Below are 19559 nucleotides of genomic sequence, written 5' to 3'. Positions count from 1 at the left end.
AAGCAGCCTTGAATCTGATTTGCTCCTAAAAGGGAATCCTTAGAGTCCACACCACCTAGGCGGGGATGACAAGCGGGGGCATCACCAGCCGGGGCAGGGGATGACCCGTCCGTTTGTGTTTCGTTCTCGATCCGCAGACGGTATCACTAACCCATGACATCCCAGCCGATTCGTTCCCCCGTCCGCATCATCGGTATCGATCCGGGCCTCCGCCGCACCGGCTGGGGCGTGATCGAGACAGAGGGCAACCGGCTGGTCTATATCGGCTGCGGTTCGGTCGAGCCGCCGGATAACCTGCCGCTGGCGAACCGCCTGCTCGCGATCCATGAGGGGCTCGCAGCGGTACTCGCTGATTACAAGCCGATGGAGGCCGCGGTCGAGCAGACCTTCGTCAACAAGGACGGCGTCGCCACCCTGAAGCTCGGGCAGGCGCGCGGCGTCGCCATGCTGGCGCCCGCAATGTTCGGCATATCGATCGCCGAATACGCGCCGAACCAGGTCAAGAAGACCGTGGTCGGCGCGGGACACGCTGAGAAAAGCCAGATCCAGGTGATGCTGAAGATCCTGTTGCCGAAAGCGGAGCCGCCGTCGGCCGACGCGGCCGACGCGCTCGCTGTCGCGATCACGCATGCGCATCACCGCCAGAGCGCGGCGCTGCGGCTCAAGGTGGCGAGCCTATGATCGGCCAATACCAACCGCCGTCATGCCTGGCCTTGTGCCGGGCATCCAGGTCTTTTCCTGTCGGCGTCGCAGACGTGGATGGCCGGGACAAGCCCGGCCATGACGAGAGAGATGTATCTGACGCGCTGGAGTGGCCGGTATGATCGGCAAGCTCAAGGGCCTGATCGATTCCTATGGCGAGGATTACGTGATCCTCGACGTCGGCGGCGTCGGCTACCAGGTGCATTGTGCCGGCCGCACCTTGCAAGCGCTGCCGTCGCCGGGCGGGGCCGCGGTGCTGTCGATCGAGACCTATGTCCGCGAGGACCAGATCAAGCTGTTCGGCTTTCGCTCAGATCACGAGCGCGAATGGTTTCGCTTGCTGCAGACCGTGCAGGGCGTCGGCGCCAAGGTCGCGCTCGCGGTGCTCGGCACGCTGCCGCCGACGGACCTCGCCAACGCCATCGCGCTGCGTGACAAGGCCGCGGTCGCCCGCACGCCGGGCGTCGGGCCCAAGGTCGCCGAGCGCATCGTCAGCGAATTGAAGGACAAGGCGCCGGGCTTTGCCAATGTCGACCCCGCGGTGGTGCAGCTCTCCGGCGCAATCGACAACAACCGCGCGCCGCGCCCGGTAACGGACGCGATCTCCGCGCTGGTCAATCTCGGTTACGGCCAGCCGCAGGCGGCGGCGGCCATCGCGGCGGCGTCGCGGAGTGCGGGTGAAGCTGCGGAGACCGCGCAATTGATCCGGCTGGGCCTCAAGGAATTGTCGAAGTGAACACGCCCTCCCGCATGGTCACGCCTGAGCGTCGCTCCGACGATGTCGGCGACACCGCGCTGCGGCCGCAGTCGCTGACCGAATTCGTCGGCCAGGCGCAGGCGCGCAAGAACCTCTCGATCTTCATCGAGGCGGCGAAGAAGCGCGGCGAGGCGCTGGATCACGTGCTGTTCGTCGGTCCGCCCGGCCTCGGCAAGACCACGCTGGCGCAGATCGTCGCGCGCGAGCTCGGCGTCGGCTTTCGCGCGACCTCGGGACCGGTGATCGCCAAGGCCGGCGATCTCGCGGCGCTGCTGACCAATCTCGAAGAGCGCGACGTGCTGTTCATCGACGAGATCCATCGTCTCAGCCCGGCGGTCGAGGAGGTGCTCTATCCGGCGATGGAGGATTTCCAGCTCGATCTCATCATCGGCGAGGGGCCGGCGGCGCGCTCGGTGAAGATCGATCTCGCCAAGTTCACCTTGGTTGGCGCGACGACGCGCGCAGGGCTGCTCACCAATCCGCTGCGCGACCGCTTCGGCATTCCGATCCGGCTGAATTTCTACACCGTGGAGGAGCTGGAAAAGATCGTCACCCGCGGTGCCCGCGTGCTCAATATCGGCATGACGCCCGACGGCGCCAACGAGATTGCGCGCCGTGCCCGCGGCACGCCGCGCATCGCTGGCCGCCTGCTGCGCCGCGTGCGCGATTTTGCCTCCGCGGCCGATGCCGCTTCCGTCGACCGCGCCATCGCCGACCGCGCGCTCAGCGCGCTCGAGGTCGACAGCGCCGGCCTCGATGCGATGGACCGCCGCTATCTCACGACGATTGCCATGAACTATGGCGGCGGCCCGGTCGGCGTCGAGACCATGGCGGCGGCGCTGTCGGAGCCGCGTGACGCGATCGAGGACATCATCGAGCCCTATCTGATCCAGTGCGGCTATCTGCAGCGCACCCCGCGCGGGCGACTTCTGACCTCGCACGCCTTCCGCCATCTCGGCATTGCCGAGCCCAACCGCGACCCCGCGCAGTTCGGCCTGTTCGGCGGCAATGGCGACGAGGACTGAACGCGCGACGGCGTCTTGCCGTCTGCCGATATTGGACGCGACCGTGCTCCCGAAGAATTGAAGATGCGTGCTGATGCAGCGCATCGCGTCAGCCGGTAAGCATTGCGGCGCACCTGCAGACCTTTTGCACAAACGCGGCCCAATTCCGCTTTAATCGCGCGGCTAGCTTGGCCAGGCATCACCGATCTTGGCGTCCATGATTTCACGTCGTCAGTTTCTGCGTTCCGTCGGCGGATTGACCGCCGCCAGCGCCTCCACGGCCGCGTACGGCTTTGGCGAGCCGGTGTTCGGGCTCCGCCTCACGCGCTACGACCTGTCGCCGCGGCAATGGCCGGCGGATTTCCCCCTGAAGATCGCAGCCCTCGCCGATATCCACGCCTGCGATCCCTGGATGTCGCTCGATCACATCGAACGGATCGTCGAACGCACCAATGCGCTGAACGCCGACATCATCGTGATGCTCGGCGACTATGTCGCAGGCCATCGCCACGTCACGCGCTTCATCCCGGCGTCGGATTGGGCCGCCGTGCTGGCCGGTCTGAAGGCGCCGTTCGGCGTGCATGCGATCCTCGGCAATCACGATTACTGGGAAGACAAGACGGTGCAGCGCCAGGGGCAGGGGATGCCGGTCGCGCGCCGTGCGCTCGAGCGCGCGGGCATTCCCGTCTACGAGAACGACGCGGTGCGCCTGACCAAGGATGGCCGCCCGTTCTGGCTTGCCGGTCTCGGCGACCAGCTCGCCTATATGCCGGCGCGGCACTATCGGCAGGTCACGCGGGTCGGCGTCGACGATCTCGGCGCGACGCTCGCCAGGGTCACCGACGACGCACCGGTGATCCTGCTCGCGCATGAGCCTGACATCGCGTTGCGTGTGCCGTCGCGCGTTGCATTACAACTCTCCGGCCACACCCATGGCGGCCAGGTCCGCGTGCTCGGCTGGTCGCCCGCGGTGCCGCCGAAGCATGGCGTCAAGCTCGCCTATGGACATCTGAAGCTGAAAACCGACGTCGTCGTCTCCGGCGGGCTCGGCTGCAGCATCATGCCGTTCCGCCTCGGCGTGCCGCCGGAAATCGTCCAGGTAACGCTCGGGGCGAAGGCGCAGGCAGCGGCTTAAGACTCGGTTTAAGTGCCTCCTGAAGGCATCGAATTTCACATCAACTGATGTTATATTTGATGTCGAAGGGATGGCCGCTATGAGAACCACGGTTGCAATTGACGACGAATTATTTGCCAAGGCGCAGGAGTTCGCCGGTGTCACGGAGAAGTCTGCCGTCATACGCGAGGCATTGAAGGCGTTCGTTGAACGCGAAGCCGCCCGCCGCCTCGCGCGCATGGGCGGCACGCAGCCGGACGCCAAGGCACCTCCGCGCCGGCGCCCGAAATGAGGGTGCTTGCCGATACGTCGATCTGGATTGATCATTTCCGCCGTGGCGATCCGCGACTGGCCGGAATTCTAGATCAAGGCGACGTTGTCATGCATCCTTTCGTGATTGGTGAATTGGTGCTCGGACACGTGCCGAGGATCGCTGAAATGATAGATGACCTGAATACCCTTCCGAAGGCGATCGTCGCAACAACCGACGAAGTCCTGAAATTCATCTCGGATCGAAAGTTACCCGGATCGGGTATCGGTTACGTCGATGCTCATCTTCTCGCGGCGACTGCGCTAACACCCGAGACATTGCTCTGGACACGTGACAAGCGCGCGCTGGCGGCCGCCCAAGCACTATCCCTCGCCGCCAGGATTCCGGAGTAGCTAGTGACCTTACCCCATATCGACGGCGAGATCCGCGACGGCCGCCACCACATGAAGGTCCGCGTCTATTACGAGGACACCGATTTTTCCGGCATCGTCTATCACGCCAACTATCTGCGCTTCATGGAGCGCGGGCGCACCAATCATTTGCGCCTGATGGGGGCCGAGCAGAACGCGCTGTTCGAGGAGGCGCAGGAGGAGACTGGCGGCTTCGCTTTCGTCGTGCGCTCGATGCAGCTCGACTTCCTCAAGCCCGCACGGATGGACGACATCCTCGACGTCGTGACCTGGCCGATCGCGGTGAAGGGCGCCTCGATCACGCTGGCGCAGGAGGTCAGGCGCGGCGATGACGTGCTTGTGAAGGCCGAGGTGCGCGTCGCCTTCATCAGCGGCGGCCGCGCGCAGCCGATTCCGAAGACAATCCGGCAATTAATGAAGGCCGATCTGATCTAGCTATCGGCCGATAGGAGTTGGGCCATCGACTTCCGCCGCTGCGGCGATAGATTGCGCGCGACATCAACCGCAGGGGTCCATCATGTCGCGCCCGCCGCTTCCACCGTTCACCCGCGAGACCGCCGCGCAGAAAGCGCGCATGGCGGAGGATGCCTGGAATTCCCGTGATCCGGCGCGCGTCGCGCTCGCCTATACCGAGGACAGCCGCTGGCGCAACCGCTCTGAGGTGTTTCAGGGCCGCGAGGCGATCGTCGCCTTCCTGACTCGCAAATGGGAGAAGGAGCACGACTACCGCCTGATCAAGGATCTCTGGGCGTTCGACGGCAACCGCATCGCGGTGCGCTTCCAGTACGAATGGCACGATGCCAGCGGCAACTGGTTTCGCTCCTACGGCAACGAGCAATGGGAGTTCGACGAGCACGGCCTGATGCGCCGCCGTGAGGCGTCCATCAACGACATCGCGATCGCCGAAAAGGACCGCCGCTTCCACCGGCCGGCGCCAGGCCCGCGCCCGGCCGACGTGCCGGGGTTGGGGGATAGTCCGTTCTGATTGGCCCCGTAGCCCGGATGGAGCGAAGCGAAATCCGGGGCAGTCTCTCCTGCGGTGAGGTCGTCCCCGGATTGCGCTTCGCTCCATCCGGGCTACGGGCAGTCGTCCCGGCCTTCGCCGGGACGACTTATGGCGAGACGACGCTTACGCCGCCGCCTTGTGGCGTGCGAGCTCGGCCTTGTAGAGCTCGAACTCTTCCGCGACCGCCTTGGCGACCGATGGACGGGCGCGCAGACGCTCGTAATAGGCCTTCAGCGCCGGCCATTTTGCCAGCTCGATCGGCGGCGTCGCCATGGTCCAGTTGATGACGGTGACGAGGTAGGCGTCGGCGACGCTGAAATGGTCGAGCAGGTACTCGCGGCCCTTCAGGTGATTTTCGAGATAGTCGAGGCGCGAGACGTACTTCTCTAATGCATAGGCCTTCGCTTCCGGCGGCGCCTTCTTGTCGAGCAGCGGCAGGAACAGGCCCTTGTGCAGCTCGGTGCCGATGAAGCAGAGCCACTGATGCAGCCGTGACCGTTCCACATTCGACGTCGTGCCGATGCCGGCCCGCGGGAATTGATCCGCGACATATTGCAGGATCGCCGCGTTCTCGGTCAGCACCACGCCGTCATCGGTGCGCAGCGTCGGCACCAGCCCGAGCGGGTTGACCGCGTTGAAGTCGGAGCCGTCGTTCCGCACCTGCTTGGTCTTGGGATCGACCTCGAGATAGTTCGCCGGCTGCCCCGCTTCATACAGCGCGACGCGGGTCGCCATCGAACAGGCGAGCGGCGAGAAATAGAGATCCATAGGTGCCTCCTTGGCGGTCTGGCGCGGGACATCCGGCCTTTGTTGATTTTTGTACTGTCCCGTATAATATAAGAAGCGTCAAGGAATTTAATGCGAAATGGTACAAAAAAGTAAGAGGCCGCCATCTGCTGCCAAAATCGAGGCGCCGGTCGCCCCGAAGCGGCGCGGGCGGCCGCGCGCCTATCAGCCCGATGTTGCGCTCGGCAAGGCGCTCGAGCTGTTCCGGCGCGACGGCTTTGCCGCGACCTCGCTCGACGATCTCAGCGCCGCCACCGGCATGAACCGGCCGAGCCTCTATGGCGCGTTCGGCGACAAGCGCGAGCTCTACATCAAGAGCTACCAGCGCTATCGCGACGACGCGCGCGCCGCGATGGTCGACATCTTCCGCAGCGAGGCGCCGCTCAGGCAGCGCTTGGCGCGCATCTACGCGATCGCCCTCGACATCTATACCGAAGGGGAATCGCCACGCGGCTGCTTCACCGTGATGACGGCGGCCTCCGAGGCGGTGTCGGATCCCGCGATCCGCGCCATGGTGCTGGAAGGCTTTACCGAGCTCGACAAGGCCTTCGCCACCTGCTTCCGGCTTGCCAAGGAACGCGGCGAATTGGCCGACAGCGCCGACCCGACCACGCTCGCGCATCTCGCATCCGCGACCATCCACACCATCGCGATCCGCGCCCGCGCCCAGGTTCCGCGCAAGGAGCTGGAAGCGATCGTGAAGGGCGCCATCGACGTGATGTGTGCGTCGGCGGCGCCATTGGCATAAACGCCCCTGCCGGGCGGCAGGGGGCGTCATATTTTTTTCAACCGAAATGTCGGCGCGCCGCGTCCCCCATTCGTCCCCTGTTTGGTTCAGCAGAAAAGGGAAGAGTGACAAATGGGAAAGGTAAGGGCTTCCGCGTTCTCGGTCTCGCTCGACGGATTTGGCGCGGGTCCCAATCAGGACCTGGAGCATCCATTTGGTGTTGGCGCCGAAGGGCTGACCAAATGGATGCTCAAGACGCGGATGTTTCATGAAATGACCGGCCGCGAGGGCGGGACGAGCGACATCGACGACCGCTTCGCCCGAGCGTCGATGGAAAATCTCGGCGCCTGGATCATGGGACGAAACATGTTCGGCCCGATCCGCGGCCCGTGGCCGGACCATGCCTGGAAGGGCTGGTGGGGACCCAATCCGCCGTACCATGTGCCGGTGTTCGTGCTGACGCACAATCCGCGTCCGTCCATCGAGATGGAGGGCGGCACCGTGTTTCATTTCGTGACCGACGGCATCCATGCGGCGCTGGAGCGGGCGATCGCGGTTGCCGGGGCTAAGGACGTTCGCATCGGCGGCGGGGTCTCCGTCGTCAGGCAATATCTGCAGGCGGGCCTGCTCGACGAACTGCGGCTCGCGGTTTCCCCGGTCCTGGTCGGCGCAGGCGAGAACCTGTTCTCCGGGCTCGACCTGCCGGCGCTTGGCTATGCCTGCACCGAGAGCGTTGCCGGTCCGAACGCGACCCACGTCACCGTCGTGCGGCGGCCGCGATAGGTCGCGCACGATGCGGGCTCGCCCGTGCTGACGGACGGGCCCACGTTTGCTGCGTCGTCCCGGCGAAGGCCGGGACCCATACCCCGCGGCTTCTCTTTGGGCATGCAGGGAGACGCTCTGCTTAACAACCATGTCCTGTGGTTATGGGCCCCGGCCTTCGCCGGGGCGACGCGGCTGTTAGTACCCCCGCGTCCGATCCACCACATTCTCCAGCGCCTCGCCGGCCTCGAAGCGGGCGATCTGGCGCGCGACGTATTTCGAGATCTCGTCGGCGTCGGTGTCGGCCGCGTTGTGTGGCGTCAGCACCACCTTCGGATGGCTCCAGAACGGGCTATCCCCGGGCAGCGGCTCGGTCTCGTAGACGTCGAGCGAAGCGGCACCCAGCGTACCGTCGTCGAGCGCGCGCAGGATGTCGGCCTCGTTCTGCAGCCCGCCGCGGCCGGCATTGATCACGACCGGGGCGCCAAGCGGGGAGGTGCGGTTCAGCTTCGTGAACACCCCGCGGTTGAGGATGTGCCGCGTCTCCGGGGTCAGCGGCAGCAGGCAGACCAGGATGTTGGTCTCGCGCAGGAACGCGTCGAAGCCGTCGGAGCCGTGGAAGCACCTGATGCCGACGACCTGCTTCTCGCTGCGGCTCCAGCCGACGACGCGGAAGCCGAGCGCGCCAAGCGCGTGCGCGGACGCCGCGCCGAGTGTGCCGAGCCCCATGATGCCGACCGTGAGCGCGCTCGCCGCCCATTGATATTTCGGCGCCCAGCGCCTCACGCGTTGCGACTCGCGCAGGTAAGGCTCCTGGCGGTGATGCATCAGCACGTGCAGCACGACATATTCCGTCATGCGGTCGGTGAGGTCGTCGACCGCGACCCGCACCAGCGGCACATCAGGCAGCGAGCGGTCGGCCATCAGCGCGTCGACGCCGGCGCCGAGATTGAAGATGACGCGGAGATTTTTGAATGCGGCGAGCTCGCCGGGTTTCGGCTTCCAGACCGCGGCATAGTGCACCTCGGCCGGGTCGAGTGCGGGATCCGGAAGCAGCACCACGGGCCGGTCGCCGCAGACCTCGCCGAATCGCGCCTTCCAGCGCTGCGGCGACCAGTTCTCGGTGCCGCCATGCACCAGCAACGCGAGCGCGCCCTTGCCCATCCAAGACCTCCAGATTTCAGCGTGATGTATGTCACGGAGCGGGCCGAGCCGCACACCTAGTCTCCTGCCATCAACAGGGGAGAACTTCCATGCGCAAACTGCTCCTGATTTCCACTTTCGTGCTCGCCTCCGCCACAGCTCAGGCTGGCAGCCGCCGCCACGTTCTCGCCGCCAACGACCAGGTTCCGTCGACGCAGGCGGCGGCCCCCGCCGCGCCGCCCCAGGCCGCCCAGGTGCAACCCGCTCCGGCGCCGTGCCAAGCCCAGACGCAAGTCCAGCCTCAGGCCGCGCCGGCCGACACGCCGAAGCCGGTCAAGAAGACCCATGTCCGCCGCTACGAAAGCGACGAGGCCAAGGCGCGCCGCATCGCCGCCCGCTACGGCATCTACTGGTGATGCGCCAGGCGCCGATTGCCGCGGTGATGTGGTTCGCGTACACGAACCGGACCAACCACCGCGACGTCGGCGCTCGGGCGGCCGCGGCCGTCTTGTGAAGACGTTCAAGCGCCTGATCGTGATCCTTGTGATCGGCAGCGCCTGCAGCACGGTCGCTATCCGCACCTGTCGGCATGTCCGTCCGCCGACCGGGATCGTCGGGCCATAGGCGTCAAAAACGGCGGCGAAATTTCTTTCGCTCCGCTGTCGGCACCGGGCATAATCGTTCGTCCTTGAGATGAATGGAGATGCCTTTTCGATGCTGTACGCCATCCTTTGTTATCACGACGAAGACTTCGTCGGTTCCTGGAGCAAGGAACAGGACGCCGCGGTCATGCAGAAGCTGACCGTCGTGCAGGACAGACTGGCAAAACAGGGCCGGCTCGGCCCGGTGGCGCGGCTGTTGCCGACTACGGCGGCGACCACGCTGCGCAAGGACGATCCGCCGCTGGTGCTGGACGGCCCGTTTGCCGAGACCAAGGAACAGTTGCTCGGCTTCTACATCGTCGATTGCAAGAATCTCGACGAGGCGCTCGACGTCGCGCGCGACCTCGGCGACGCCAATCCCGGCGGCTCCTATGAGATCCGCCCCGTCGGCGTGTTGAACCCGGGGAGGATCACGACGTGACCGATACCGCCTGGATCGATACCGCGCTGACCTCGGCGCGTCCCCAGGCGGTCGGTGCGCTGCTGCGTTACTTCCGCAATCTCGATACTGCCGAGGAGGCGTTCCAGAACGCCTGCCTGCGGGCGCTGAAGAGCTGGCCGCAGAACGGCCCGCCGCGCGATCCCGCGGCGTGGCTGATCATGGTCGGCCGCAACGTCGCGATCGACGAGGTCCGCCGCACCAAGAAGCAGGAGCCGCTGCCGGAGGACGACCAGGCGATCTCCGATCTCGACGACGCCGAGGACGAGATCGCCGAACGGCTCGACGGCTCGCACTATCGTGACGACATCCTGCGGCTATTGTTCATCTGCTGCCACAAGGACCTGCCGGCGACGCAGCAGATCGCGCTCGCGCTCCGCATCGTCTCCGGCCTCACCGTGAAGCAGATCGCGCGCGCCTTCCTGGTCTCCGAGGCTGCGATGGAGCAGCGCATCACGCGGGCGAAGGCACGGGTTGCCGACGCCAAGGTGCCGTTCGAGACGCCGGGCGCGGTCGAGCGCAGCGAGCGACTGACCTCCGTCGCCGCGATGATCTATTTGATCTTCAACGAGGGCTATTCGTCGAGCGGCGACACCGCCGAACTGCGCGCGCCGCTGTGCGAGGAGGCGATCCGTCTCGCCCGCCTGCTGCTCCGCCTGTTCCAGAGCGAGGCGGAGATCATGGCGCTGACGGCACTGCTGTTGCTGCAGCACGCCCGCGCCGCCGCACGCTTCGACGCCGACGGCCAGGTGATCCTGCTCGACGACCAGGACCGCAGCCTGTGGAACAAGCCGCTGATCGCCGAGGGCCTCGCGCTGATCGACAAGGCGATGCGTCATCGCAGGAGCGGGCCCTACCAGGTGCAGGCGGCGATCGCAGCATTGCATGCCCGGGCCGAGAAGCCGGAGGAGACCGACTGGACGCAGATCGACCTGCTCTATGGCGCGCTCGAGATCATGCAGCCGTCGCCGGTGGTGACGCTCAACCGCGCGGTCGCGGTCTCCAAGGTGCGGGGAGCCGAAGCCGCGCTTGCGATGATCGAACCGCTGGCGCCGCGGCTTTCCAACTACTTCCATTACTTCGGCGTGCGCGGCGCCTTCCTGATGCAGCTCGGCCGCAACGACGAGGCCCACGTCGCCTTCGACCGCGCCATCGCGCTCGCCAACACCACCGCGGAAGCGGCCCACATCCGCATGCATATCGACCGCCTGATGCGCGACAGCCAGCCGCGCAACGCGAAGGCGAAGTAGTCTCTCAGCAACAATGCCGTGGCAGGCTTGCTGTACCTCTCCCGCTTGCGAGGTCGAGACGAGCGCAGCTCGCTCTTAGGTCGCCGCGCGCAGCGCGGCGGGTGGGGCTCTCACCACAATATGATTCGCGGTGAGACCCCCACCCTGATCCTCCCCCGCAAGCGGGAGAGGGAGCGAAGTCCCGTCGCTGCTACTGTCCAGCCCTCAAAAAATCTCGCTCTGGTTGTCGGGCCCGTGGCCGGCCGTTCGTCATAGTGGCAGAGCATCACACACCCTACGGAGCCAGCCATGTCGACGATTGTCGAGACCGACGTCTCAAAGCCTGCACGCTATCTTGGTCGCACTCTCAGCGGCCTTGTCATCGTCTTCCTCCTGTTCGACGGCGCGATCAAGCTGGTGCCGTGGCCGATCGTTAACGAAACGATGGACAAGATGGGCTACGGCTCGAGCGATACGCTCGCGCGCAGCCTCGGCCTCATCACCATCGTCTGCACGCTGCTCTATTCGGTGCCGCCGACCTCGATCCTGGGTGCGATCCTACTCACCGGCTATCTCGGCGGCGCGATCGCCTCGCATGTTAGGATCGGCAGCCCACTGTTCACGCACACGTTGTTCGGGCTTTATCTTGGCCTGATGCTGTGGGGCGGGCTCTATCTGCGCGACGGCAGCCTGCGCTCGCTGATCCCGTTTCGCCGCTAAGCCTTTCCCGAACAAATCGTCACGGAGACCATCATGCTCGAGATCATTGCCATCATCGCTGTCATCCTCGCGATTGCGATTGCGGTCGTCCTTATCCTCGCAGCCACCAAGCCTGATACATTGCGGGTCACGCGTTCGGCCAGCATCAAGGCGCCGGCGGACCGGATCTTTCCGCTGATCAACGACTTCCACCGCTGGACCAGCTGGTCGCCCTACGAGAACAAGGATCCCGCGATGCAGCGCACCTATAGCGGCGCGGACAGCGGCAAGGGCGCGGTCTATGCCTGGGACGGGGACAAGAATGTCGGCGCCGGCCGGATGGAGATTTTGGAAGCGTCGGGGCCATCGAAAATCGTCATCAAGCTCGATTTCTTCAAGCCGTTCGAGGGCCACAACACCGCCGAGTTCACAATGCTGCCGCAGGGTGATGCGACCAACGTCACATGGACGATGTATGGTCCGGCCGTCTTCATGTCGAAAGTGATGCAAGTGTTCATCAACCTGGACCACATGATCGGCAAGGATTTCGAGGTCGGTCTCGCCAATCTGAAGAAACTCACTGAGAGCTAGCTGGAGCGTTTTCGAGCGAAGTGGACACCGGTTCGCGTGAAGAAAACGCGTCAAAACAAGAATCGTCCGTCAGGTACCCAAGGAGCATGCGATGCAGGTCAATCCCTATCTCAATTTCAACGGCAATTGCGAAGCTGCGCTGAAGTTCTATCAGAAGGTGCTCGGCGCCAAGATCGAGGCGATGTTCCCCTTCGGTGAAGGGCCGCCGGAGATGAAGATGCCGCCGGAATGGAAAGACAAGATCATGCACGGCAAGGTCACCATCGACGGCGAGATCATCATGGCGTGCGACGCCCCTCCCGGTCAGTTCCAGAAACCGCAAGGCTTTTCGGTCGCGCTGCAGGTCGAGGATCCCGCCGACGCCGAGCGTCGATTCAAGGCGCTGGCCGACGGCGGCAGCGTCACCATGCCGTTCGGCAAGACCTTCTTCTCCAACGGCTTCGGTATGTGCGTCGACCAGTTCGGCATCCCCTGGATGGTGAACTGCCCGATGGAAGGGATGTGAGGCGCGGGCGACCCGGTTGGACCGTCATCCTGAGGTGGCCGCTTCTTCAGCGGCCCTCGAAGGATCGACGGCCACCAGCCGGGCCGTTCACCCTTCGAGGCTCGCTCCGCGAGCGCCTCCAGCGACAACGGCGAAGCCGTTGCGCGGGGATGACGGAACGGAGAGAGCGCTCTACCGGCACCGCGGATAAATCGCGGCGAGCTCGCGGCCGCGCAGCAGGAGCAGCCGCGAGGTCAATCCGCCGCGGCTGATGATCCAGCCGCGTACCGGCGCCGGATAGGCCGCCAGCACCTCTTGAGACGCTTCCGGTTCCGCATACAGGCGGCCGCGCCCGTCGATCGACCGCGCGGCATGAAAACCGAGCACGGCGCGCCGGGTCACGCAGATGCGGTCGTTCGGCACCATCGAGAGCACCAGCGTGCAAGCCGACAGGCAGGGACCGTCGATCACGACGCGCTCGCCGGATTGGCGCACCTTATCGAACAGCTCGATGAATGGGCCGACCTGCCCGCCGGGGCTCGCGATAATGCGCACCTCGGCGCGGGCGGGAGCGATCACTGCGCCGAGCGCAGCCACCGCCAGGAGCATTCTCATCGCCGTCATGCGCATCAGCGTCCCCTCGCGGTTGAGGTCGTGCTGGATAGTTACGGCCGAGGATACGGCAAGAGTTTGTCAGTCCGCGCCGGAGACGCCGGCCTCGGCAAAGGTCGCCATGCCGCCGTGACAGGCCAGCGCGGCGCGCAGCAGCAGGATGGCGACGGCGGCGCCGGAGGCTTCGCCGAGCCGCATGTCGAGATCGAGCAGTGGCGCTAGGCCGAGCTCGCGCAGCAATTCGCGATGGCCGAGCTCGGCCGAAACGTGACCGGCGCGGCAGTGATCGAGGATATCGGGCGCAAGCCGCGCCAGCGGCAGCACCGCCGATGTCGCAACGAAGCCATCGAGCAGCACCGGGATGCGCCTCGCGCGCGCGGTCAGCACCGCGCCAGCGATCGCCGCAAGCTCGCGCCCGCCGAGCGACGTAGCGACAGCCAGGGGATCGTCGAGGATACCGCGATGGAATTTCAACGCGGCGTCGATCGCGCTGCGCTTGCGCACAAGCCCGGCATCGTCCACGCCGGTGCCGCGCCCGGCCCAGCGCGCGCCATGTCCACCCATCAAGGCGGCGCACAGCATCGCCGCGGTCGTCGTGTTGGCAATCCCCATCTCGCCGACGACGAGCAGATCGGACCCGTCCGGCACGGTCCGGCAGCCGGTGTTGAGGGCGGCGAGGAACTCGTCCGGGTCCATCGCCGGCGCCACCGTGAAATCGCGTGTCGGCCGGTCGAGCGCGATCGGCTCCACGCGCAGCTCGGCGCCGGCGAGCTTTGCGATCTGGTTGATGGCCGCGCCGCCTGCGGCGAAGTTGGCGACCATCTGCGCGGTCACCTCGGACGGATAGGCGGAGACGCCGCGCGCGGCGATGCCGTGATTGCCGGCAAACACGGCGATGGTGACACGGTCGAGCCGTGGCATGTCACGCCGTTGCCAGCGCGCCAGCCAGATCGCGAGCTCTTCGAGCCGGCCGAGGCTTCCAGGCGGCTTGGTCAGGTTCTGCTGCCGTCGTGCAGCCGCATCGGCGCTCGCCTCGTCACCTCCAGGGAGGTCGCGACAGAAGGCGCGGATGTCGTCTAGAGTGTCGAACTGCATGCGATTCCCTCGTCGAGCGGGTCGGCACGCTAGTTCAATTTGCAGGCCGCTACCATGAATCAATGGCTCGACGATATCAGGGCCGCCACAGCCTTCCTGACCCGCCTGCCGATGCCGCATCCGGAAGGCGCGCGCCCCGAGAATTTCGTGCGCGCGCACCGGATGTTTCCGCTGGTCGGAGCGTTCATTGGCGCCGCGGTCGGGCTGCTTTGTCTGCTGCTGCGCGCGATCGGCGTGCCTGATCTCGCCGCCGCGGCGCTCGCGCTCGGCGGCGGCGTAGTGCTGACCGGCGCGCTGCATGAAGACGGCCTCGCCGATATCGCCGACGGCTTTGGCGGCGGCCGCGCCGCCGCGGCGAAACTCGAGATCATGCGCGACAGCCGGCTCGGCACCTATGGCGCGCTGATCCTTTTGGTCTCCTTTGCCGCCAAATTGTCGGCGCTTGCAGCGATCCCGGATGGCAGCGTCGTGCAGAGTCTCATTGTCGCGCATGCGCTCGGCCGCGGCGTGCTGCCGTGGATGTCGATCAGCCTGCCTTACGCGCGCAAGGATGGGCTCGCGGCCAACGCCGGCAAGCCGGACAGTTCGACGGCGGCGATTGCGGTCGTCATCGCGTTGGCGATCGCGTTGGTGTCACTGTCGTTCATCAATGCGCTGCTCGCCGCGATCGCGGCCGGAGCCAGCGCCTTCGTCGTGGCGCTGTTGGCAAAGCGGCAGATCGGTGGCCAGACCGGCGACGTGCTCGGCGGTGCCGAGCAGGTCGCGGAAACCGCGATCCTGGTCTTGCTCGCGGCGCGGCTGGGTTAAGCGGCGATGGGTAATGAAACACGGCTCTGGTTGATCCGTCACGCGCCGGTCGACGGACCGCGCGGCGTGATCCACGCACCCGACGCGCCGGCCGATCTCCGCGACAATGCGACCTTTGCGGCGCTGAAGGCACGGCTGCCAGTCAATGCCCTTTCCATTTGTAGTCCAGCGCGGCGCACGCGCGAGACCGCCGCAAGACTTGGTCTCGACGCAATCGAGGATGCCGGCTTTCGCGAGCAGGACTTTGGCGCGTGGACCGGACGCCGCCATAGCGAGCTCGAGGCCGAACTCGGCGCGGCCTATCACGACTTCTGGCTGATGCCGGCGCGCAACCGGCCGCCCGGCGGCGAAAGTTTTGTCGATCAGGTCGCGCGGGCGAGCGAAGGGCTTGCGCGGCTGCCGGCGGGCGACGCCGTGTTGGTCGTGCATTCCGGCACCATCCGCGCCATTCTTGCCATCGCCCTCGACCTCGCGCCCGAGAATGCGCTGCGCTTCGTCATCGATCCGCTGTCGCTGACGCGGATCGATCGGCTGTCAAACGGATGGCGGGTGGTTGGGGTGAACGGGCGCTAGCCACTCCGCCGCTACTAACCCCGTCATTCTGAGGTGCAAGCGCACCGCAAGAGCGCGCACCTCAGGATAACGGGGTCAGGGGGGCGCAGCTCTATCCAATATCACCCGTTCCGCCGCTGGCCGCGCAGGGTCGGCAGGCCGATGCCGGCGGCGTCGAAGCCGCCGTCGACGGCGAGGATCTGGCCGGTGATGTAGCTGGCGCGATCCGAGCACAAAAAGAAGATCGCTTCCGCCAGCTCCTCTTCGAGCCCGTAGCGGTTCAGCGGGATCGCATCGTGATAGTCGGCGCGGATCTCCGGCGTGTGCACCGCTTTGGCCATCGCGGTCTCGACCGGTCCCGGCGCGACGCCGTTGACGCGGATGCCGAGCGAGGCGAGCTCGACGGCAAGCTGCTTGGTGAGATGCGCCAGTCCCGCCTTGCTGGTGCCGTAGGCGGAACGCAGTGTCGAGGCGCGCACCGCCGAGATCGAGGTGATGTTGACGATCGCGCCGCCATGCTCGCGCATCAGGGGCGCCGCCGCCTTGGTGCACAGGAAGGGGCCGGTGAGGTTGACCGCCATGATCCGGTTCCAGTCGGTATCCGAGGTCTCCAGCACCGGCGCGAACACCGCCACTCCCGCATTGTTGACCAGCGCATCGAGGCGGCCGAAGCGGCTGATGATCGCAGCCATCGCCGCGGCCACGCCGGCAGCGTCGGAAACGTCACAGGTCAGCGCCAGCGTGTTGTCGGGATTCTTCAGCGCTTCGACCGCGCGCTGCTGCAACTCGCCCTCGATGTCGAGCAGCGCGACGCGCCAGCCGTCGGCGAGAAAACGTTTTGCCGCCGCCAGCCCGATGCCGCGCGCGGCGCCGGTCACGAGTGCGACTTTGTAGGGAGAGGAGGGCATGGCGTGGTCCGTTGGCTTGCCGATTGACGCTTGCGAATTGAATGAAGCGTCTGCGACCTTTGTGTCGCCATGTCAACCGCACTACACCATTTCCGTAGCCGCCGCTCTGATCCTGTCGCGCACCGGCGATCCGTTTCGTCGTCGAAAAAATTCGTACCGCAAATGTCGGGCTGGCGTCCCTTCAAGCGTCCTCCTGATATCGACAAGTCCTGAAGGAGATCCGATGTCGCTAACACTGCACTACCACCCGCTCTCGTCATTCTGCTGGAAGGCGCTGGTCGCCCTCTACGAGAACGGCACACCATTCACGCCGAACCTTGTCGATCTCGGCGATCCCAACCAGCGCGCGGCGCTGGTCAAGCTGTGGCCGATCGGCCGCTTTCCGGTGCTCGGCGACGATGCACGGGGAGAGACGGTGCCGGAATCGAGCATCATCATCGAATATCTCGACCGGCATTATCCCGGCGCGACCAGGTTGATCCCCGAGGATCCCGGCCTTGCCCTTGAGACCCGGCTGCGCGACCGCGTCCTCGATCTCTATGTCCATCTGCCGATGCAGAGGATCGTCTTCGACCGGCTTCGCCCCGCCGACCGGAAGGATCCGCATGGTGTGGCGGAAGCGCGGGCGCGGCTGCGCACCTCCTATGCCATGATCGAGCAGCAGCTGGCGCATGGCGGCTGGATGATGGGCGAGCGCTTCACGCTGGCCGACTGCGCGGCGGCGCCGGCCCTGTTCTATGGCAACATCAATGAGCCGTTCGGCGACGGACATCCGCATCTCGCCGCCTATCTGGAGCGGCTGAAAGCGCGGCCTTCGTTCGCGCGCGTCCTCAAGGAGGCCGAGCCCTATTTCGGCATGCTACCCCGGGGATAGTTGAGGATAGCTGACAAGCAAACGCGCAGAGACACCTTAAAGGGGGCCGAAGCGGACCAAAGGTCCGTTCCGGCCCCGATTGCGCGCGAAAAAAAATCCGGCGCGACTGTCGCCTTCGGGCGGTTCCGTTCGTCTTCCACCTGAAGGCCGCGATCTCTGGGGATTGTTCCTCCTGATCGCCCCGGACACGCATGTGGAGTGGACATGGCTGCAGCCGACAACCGGGCGGAGATTATCCGTTCAATCTTCGCCGCCTATCTCGCCAACGACCGTAGAACCGTCGAGCAGGCGTTTTCCGAGGCATTTCGCTTCAACACGCCCTATGGCGAAGGCATCGACAAGCCGACCTATTTCACCGAGTGCTGGCGCGACAGCGACTGGATCGGCCGCCATGAGATCGAGCGGATCATGATCGACGGGCGAGACGCCTTCGTCACCTATCGCTGCGTCGCCAAGGACGGCAAGAGCTTTCGCAACGCCGAGTTCTTCGTCTTCGACGATCACGACAAGGTGAGGCGGATCGACGTCTATTTCGGCCCGTCGCATCAGGACGGGACACTCGTCAAACAGCAACGCTAAGCACAGATGACGATGTTGATCGCGCGGCGGCTCGATCGTCGACGTCCAGGAACGAGATTCAACCTCTGCGAGGAACCAGACAATGCTGACGGCATGTGAGAGTGGTGGCCTGTCGCGCGCGCGGCTCGGGCGGATGCAGGAGGTGCTGGCGCGCCATGTCGCCGAGGGCGGCGTGCCGGGCCTTGTCGCGCTGGTCAGCCGCCGCGGCGAGATCCATGTCGAGACCGTCGGCCGCATCGCGGCCGGTGGCGCGCCGATGCAGCGCGATTCCATCTTCCGCATCTCATCGATGACCAAGCCGGTGACCGCGGCCGCCGCGATGATCCTGGTCGAGGAATGCCGGCTGAGGCTCAATGATCCCGTCGATCGCTGGCTGCCGGAGCTCGCCGACCGCAAAGTGCTACGCGCAATCGAATCCGATGTCGGCGACACCGTGCCGGCGGCGCGCGCGATCACCTTGCGCGACCTGCTCACGTTCCGCCTCGGGCTCGGCATGATCCCGGTCTTTCCGCAGCGCTATCCGATTCAGATGGCGATGGCGGATGCAGGCTTCGCGCCCGGGCCGGTGTTTCCGTCGTTTCCGCCGGATGAGCTGATGCGCCGCTACGGCACGCTGCCGCTCGCCTATCAGCCCGGCGAGCGCTGGCTCTACAACACCGGCAGCGAAATCCTTGGCGTATTGATCGCGCGCGTCGCTGGCACGTCGCTGGCGCGCTTCATGCAGGAGCGCATCTTCGCGCCGCTCGGCATGAAGGACACGGCGTTTCACGTGCCGCCGTTGAAGCGCGAACGTTTCGCGACGTGCTACGGACGCGATCACGCGACCGGCGCGCTGAAAGTGTTCGACGATCCGGTTGATGGCAACTATGCGACGCCGCCGGTGTTCGAGAACGGCAGCGCCGGCCTCGTGTCGACCGCGGACGATTTCAACGCCTTCGCCCAGATGCTGCTCAATGGCGGGCGGCTCGGCACCGAGCGAATCCTGTCGCGGCCGTCGGTGGAGTTGATGACCTCGGACCAACTCGCACCCGCGCACAGGCAGGGCTCCGAGCTATTGCTCGGCGGCGCGCTGAGCTGGGGCTTCGGGCTCTCGGTTTGCACCGGGCGCAATGATCTCTGCCAGGTGCCGGGACGCTACGGCTGGGACGGCGGCTACGGCACATCATGGCATTCCGACCCGCGCGAGGAGATGACCGGGATCCTGCTGACCCAGCGCCTGTTGGATGCGCCGCAGCCACCGCCGGTGTTCACCGACTTCTGGACGTCGGCCTATCAGGCGATTGACGACTAGCAGTCTGCTGAAAAACCCAGAAATTGAAGCATTGCTGTGTGTTTGGGCAGGTGGT

The 19559-nt window shown here is 65.7% G+C and carries 26 protein-coding genes; 21 read left to right on the top strand and 5 right to left on the bottom strand.

Going from position 1 to position 19559, the window contains the following annotated elements; genetic code table 11:
• Window positions 1-153: 153 nt before the first annotated feature.
• The 8 genes from ruvC (at window position 154) to ACFFWD_RS11245 (ending at window position 5243) form a co-directional block, all read left to right on the top strand.
• Window positions 154-681: a crossover junction endodeoxyribonuclease RuvC gene (ruvC, locus tag ACFFWD_RS11280; protein WP_376964938.1), complete on the top strand. Its 528-nt coding sequence runs from the start codon at window positions 154-156 to the stop codon at window positions 679-681.
• 139 nt (window positions 682-820) lie between these two features.
• Entirely contained in the window at window positions 821-1438 is a 618-nt protein-coding gene (gene ruvA, locus ACFFWD_RS11275; RefSeq protein ID WP_376964936.1) for a Holliday junction branch migration protein RuvA, read from the top strand.
• On the top strand, window positions 1435-2484 hold the full coding sequence (gene ruvB / locus ACFFWD_RS11270) for a Holliday junction branch migration DNA helicase RuvB (RefSeq protein WP_376964934.1): 1050 nt from the start codon (window positions 1435-1437) through the stop codon (window positions 2482-2484). Before ruvA ends, ruvB begins: the two co-directional genes overlap by 4 nt.
• A gap of 196 nt (window positions 2485-2680) precedes the next feature.
• Entirely contained in the window at window positions 2681-3598 is a 918-nt protein-coding gene (locus ACFFWD_RS11265; RefSeq protein ID WP_376964932.1) for a metallophosphoesterase, read from the top strand.
• Window positions 3599-3677: 79 nt separating this feature from the next.
• On the top strand, window positions 3678-3869 hold the full coding sequence (locus ACFFWD_RS11260) for a type II toxin-antitoxin system VapB family antitoxin (protein WP_376964930.1): 192 nt from the start codon (window positions 3678-3680) through the stop codon (window positions 3867-3869).
• The gene (locus tag ACFFWD_RS11255) at window positions 3866-4240 is read left to right on the top strand and encodes a type II toxin-antitoxin system VapC family toxin (protein ID WP_376964928.1); all 375 of its coding nucleotides are present in this window, start codon (window positions 3866-3868) and stop codon (window positions 4238-4240) included. The genes ACFFWD_RS11260 and ACFFWD_RS11255 overlap by 4 nt, the downstream gene beginning before the upstream one ends.
• A 3-nt stretch (window positions 4241-4243) precedes the next feature.
• Window positions 4244-4693, top strand: a complete 450-nt coding sequence (ybgC, locus tag ACFFWD_RS11250) for a tol-pal system-associated acyl-CoA thioesterase (RefSeq protein ID WP_376964926.1) — start codon at window positions 4244-4246, stop codon at window positions 4691-4693.
• A gap of 82 nt (window positions 4694-4775) precedes the next feature.
• Window positions 4776-5243, top strand: coding sequence for a nuclear transport factor 2 family protein (locus ACFFWD_RS11245; protein ID WP_376964924.1), 468 nt, complete (start codon window positions 4776-4778; stop codon window positions 5241-5243).
• 144 nt (window positions 5244-5387) lie between these two features.
• Here ACFFWD_RS11245 and ACFFWD_RS11240 read toward each other — a convergent pair whose 3' ends face one another.
• Window positions 5388-6032, bottom strand: coding sequence for a glutathione binding-like protein (locus ACFFWD_RS11240; RefSeq protein WP_376964922.1), 645 nt, complete (start codon window positions 6030-6032; stop codon window positions 5388-5390).
• 97 nt (window positions 6033-6129) lie between these two features.
• Between ACFFWD_RS11240 and ACFFWD_RS11235 the strand changes: the two genes are divergently transcribed.
• Both ACFFWD_RS11235 and ACFFWD_RS11230 read left to right on the top strand, forming a co-directional pair.
• Entirely contained in the window at window positions 6130-6798 is a 669-nt protein-coding gene (locus ACFFWD_RS11235; protein WP_376964920.1) for a TetR/AcrR family transcriptional regulator, read from the top strand.
• A gap of 111 nt (window positions 6799-6909) precedes the next feature.
• Window positions 6910-7560, top strand: a complete 651-nt coding sequence (locus ACFFWD_RS11230; RefSeq protein WP_376964919.1) for a dihydrofolate reductase family protein — start codon at window positions 6910-6912, stop codon at window positions 7558-7560.
• A gap of 177 nt (window positions 7561-7737) precedes the next feature.
• Here the strand turns inward: ACFFWD_RS11230 and ACFFWD_RS11225 are convergent, their stop codons facing one another.
• Window positions 7738-8703 carry a 2-hydroxyacid dehydrogenase gene (locus tag ACFFWD_RS11225; protein WP_376964917.1) on the bottom strand — a complete coding sequence of 322 codons (966 nt, stop codon included), beginning with the start codon at window positions 8701-8703 and terminating at the stop codon, window positions 7738-7740.
• 89 nt (window positions 8704-8792) lie between these two features.
• Between ACFFWD_RS11225 and ACFFWD_RS11220 the strand changes: the two genes are divergently transcribed.
• The 6 genes from ACFFWD_RS11220 (at window position 8793) to ACFFWD_RS11195 (ending at window position 12807) form a co-directional block, all read left to right on the top strand.
• Complete coding sequence (locus ACFFWD_RS11220) at window positions 8793-9098, top strand: hypothetical protein (protein WP_376964915.1); 306 nt, start codon at window positions 8793-8795, stop codon at window positions 9096-9098.
• 298 nt (window positions 9099-9396) lie between these two features.
• Window positions 9397-9765, top strand: coding sequence for a YciI family protein (locus ACFFWD_RS11215; protein WP_376964913.1), 369 nt, complete (start codon window positions 9397-9399; stop codon window positions 9763-9765).
• Window positions 9762-11033 (top strand): RNA polymerase sigma factor, encoded by a 1272-nt coding sequence (locus ACFFWD_RS11210; RefSeq protein WP_376964911.1) that lies wholly within the window; start codon window positions 9762-9764, stop codon window positions 11031-11033. The genes ACFFWD_RS11215 and ACFFWD_RS11210 overlap by 4 nt, the downstream gene beginning before the upstream one ends.
• Window positions 11034-11321: 288 nt before the next feature.
• Window positions 11322-11732 carry a DoxX family protein gene (locus ACFFWD_RS11205; protein WP_376964909.1) on the top strand — a complete coding sequence of 137 codons (411 nt, stop codon included), beginning with the start codon at window positions 11322-11324 and terminating at the stop codon, window positions 11730-11732.
• Between the two features lie 33 nt (window positions 11733-11765).
• Window positions 11766-12302, top strand: a complete 537-nt coding sequence (locus ACFFWD_RS11200) for an SRPBCC family protein (RefSeq protein ID WP_376964907.1) — start codon at window positions 11766-11768, stop codon at window positions 12300-12302.
• A 91-nt stretch (window positions 12303-12393) separates the two neighbouring features.
• On the top strand, window positions 12394-12807 hold the full coding sequence (locus ACFFWD_RS11195) for a VOC family protein (RefSeq protein WP_376964905.1): 414 nt from the start codon (window positions 12394-12396) through the stop codon (window positions 12805-12807).
• A gap of 171 nt (window positions 12808-12978) precedes the next feature.
• Here the strand turns inward: ACFFWD_RS11195 and ACFFWD_RS11190 are convergent, their stop codons facing one another.
• Window positions 12979-13401 (bottom strand): hypothetical protein, encoded by a 423-nt coding sequence (locus tag ACFFWD_RS11190; RefSeq protein WP_376964940.1) that lies wholly within the window; start codon window positions 13399-13401, stop codon window positions 12979-12981.
• A gap of 78 nt (window positions 13402-13479) precedes the next feature.
• Window positions 13480-14493, bottom strand: a complete 1014-nt coding sequence (gene cobT, locus ACFFWD_RS11185) for a nicotinate-nucleotide--dimethylbenzimidazole phosphoribosyltransferase (protein WP_376964903.1) — start codon at window positions 14491-14493, stop codon at window positions 13480-13482.
• A gap of 54 nt (window positions 14494-14547) precedes the next feature.
• On the opposite strand from cobT, the gene cobS reads away from it, so the two are divergent.
• Both cobS and ACFFWD_RS11175 read left to right on the top strand, forming a co-directional pair.
• Entirely contained in the window at window positions 14548-15300 is a 753-nt protein-coding gene (gene cobS, locus ACFFWD_RS11180; RefSeq protein ID WP_376964901.1) for an adenosylcobinamide-GDP ribazoletransferase, read from the top strand.
• A gap of 6 nt (window positions 15301-15306) precedes the next feature.
• Window positions 15307-15873 (top strand): histidine phosphatase family protein, encoded by a 567-nt coding sequence (locus tag ACFFWD_RS11175; protein ID WP_376964899.1) that lies wholly within the window; start codon window positions 15307-15309, stop codon window positions 15871-15873.
• Window positions 15874-15974: 101 nt separating this feature from the next.
• Here the strand turns inward: ACFFWD_RS11175 and ACFFWD_RS11170 are convergent, their stop codons facing one another.
• A complete protein-coding gene (locus tag ACFFWD_RS11170) occupies window positions 15975-16760 on the bottom strand; it encodes an SDR family NAD(P)-dependent oxidoreductase (RefSeq protein WP_376964897.1) in 786 nt (261 codons plus the stop codon).
• Between the two features lie 223 nt (window positions 16761-16983).
• Between ACFFWD_RS11170 and ACFFWD_RS11165 the strand changes: the two genes are divergently transcribed.
• From ACFFWD_RS11165 to ACFFWD_RS11155, 3 genes are all read left to right on the top strand, one after another.
• A complete protein-coding gene (locus ACFFWD_RS11165; RefSeq protein ID WP_376964895.1) occupies window positions 16984-17634 on the top strand; it encodes a glutathione S-transferase family protein in 651 nt (216 codons plus the stop codon).
• Window positions 17635-17838: 204 nt separating this feature from the next.
• Window positions 17839-18213, top strand: a complete 375-nt coding sequence (locus ACFFWD_RS11160; protein WP_376964893.1) for a nuclear transport factor 2-like protein — start codon at window positions 17839-17841, stop codon at window positions 18211-18213.
• Between the two features lie 82 nt (window positions 18214-18295).
• Entirely contained in the window at window positions 18296-19504 is a 1209-nt protein-coding gene (locus ACFFWD_RS11155) for a serine hydrolase domain-containing protein (RefSeq protein WP_376964891.1), read from the top strand.
• The last annotated feature ends 55 nt before the right edge of the window (window positions 19505-19559 follow it).

This window comes from Bradyrhizobium erythrophlei, assembly GCF_042430365.1.
Taxonomy (GTDB): domain Bacteria; phylum Pseudomonadota; class Alphaproteobacteria; order Rhizobiales; family Xanthobacteraceae; genus Bradyrhizobium; species Bradyrhizobium erythrophlei.
The sequence above is the reverse complement of the archived record's forward strand: the minus strand, read 5'-3'. Positions and strand labels throughout refer to the sequence as shown.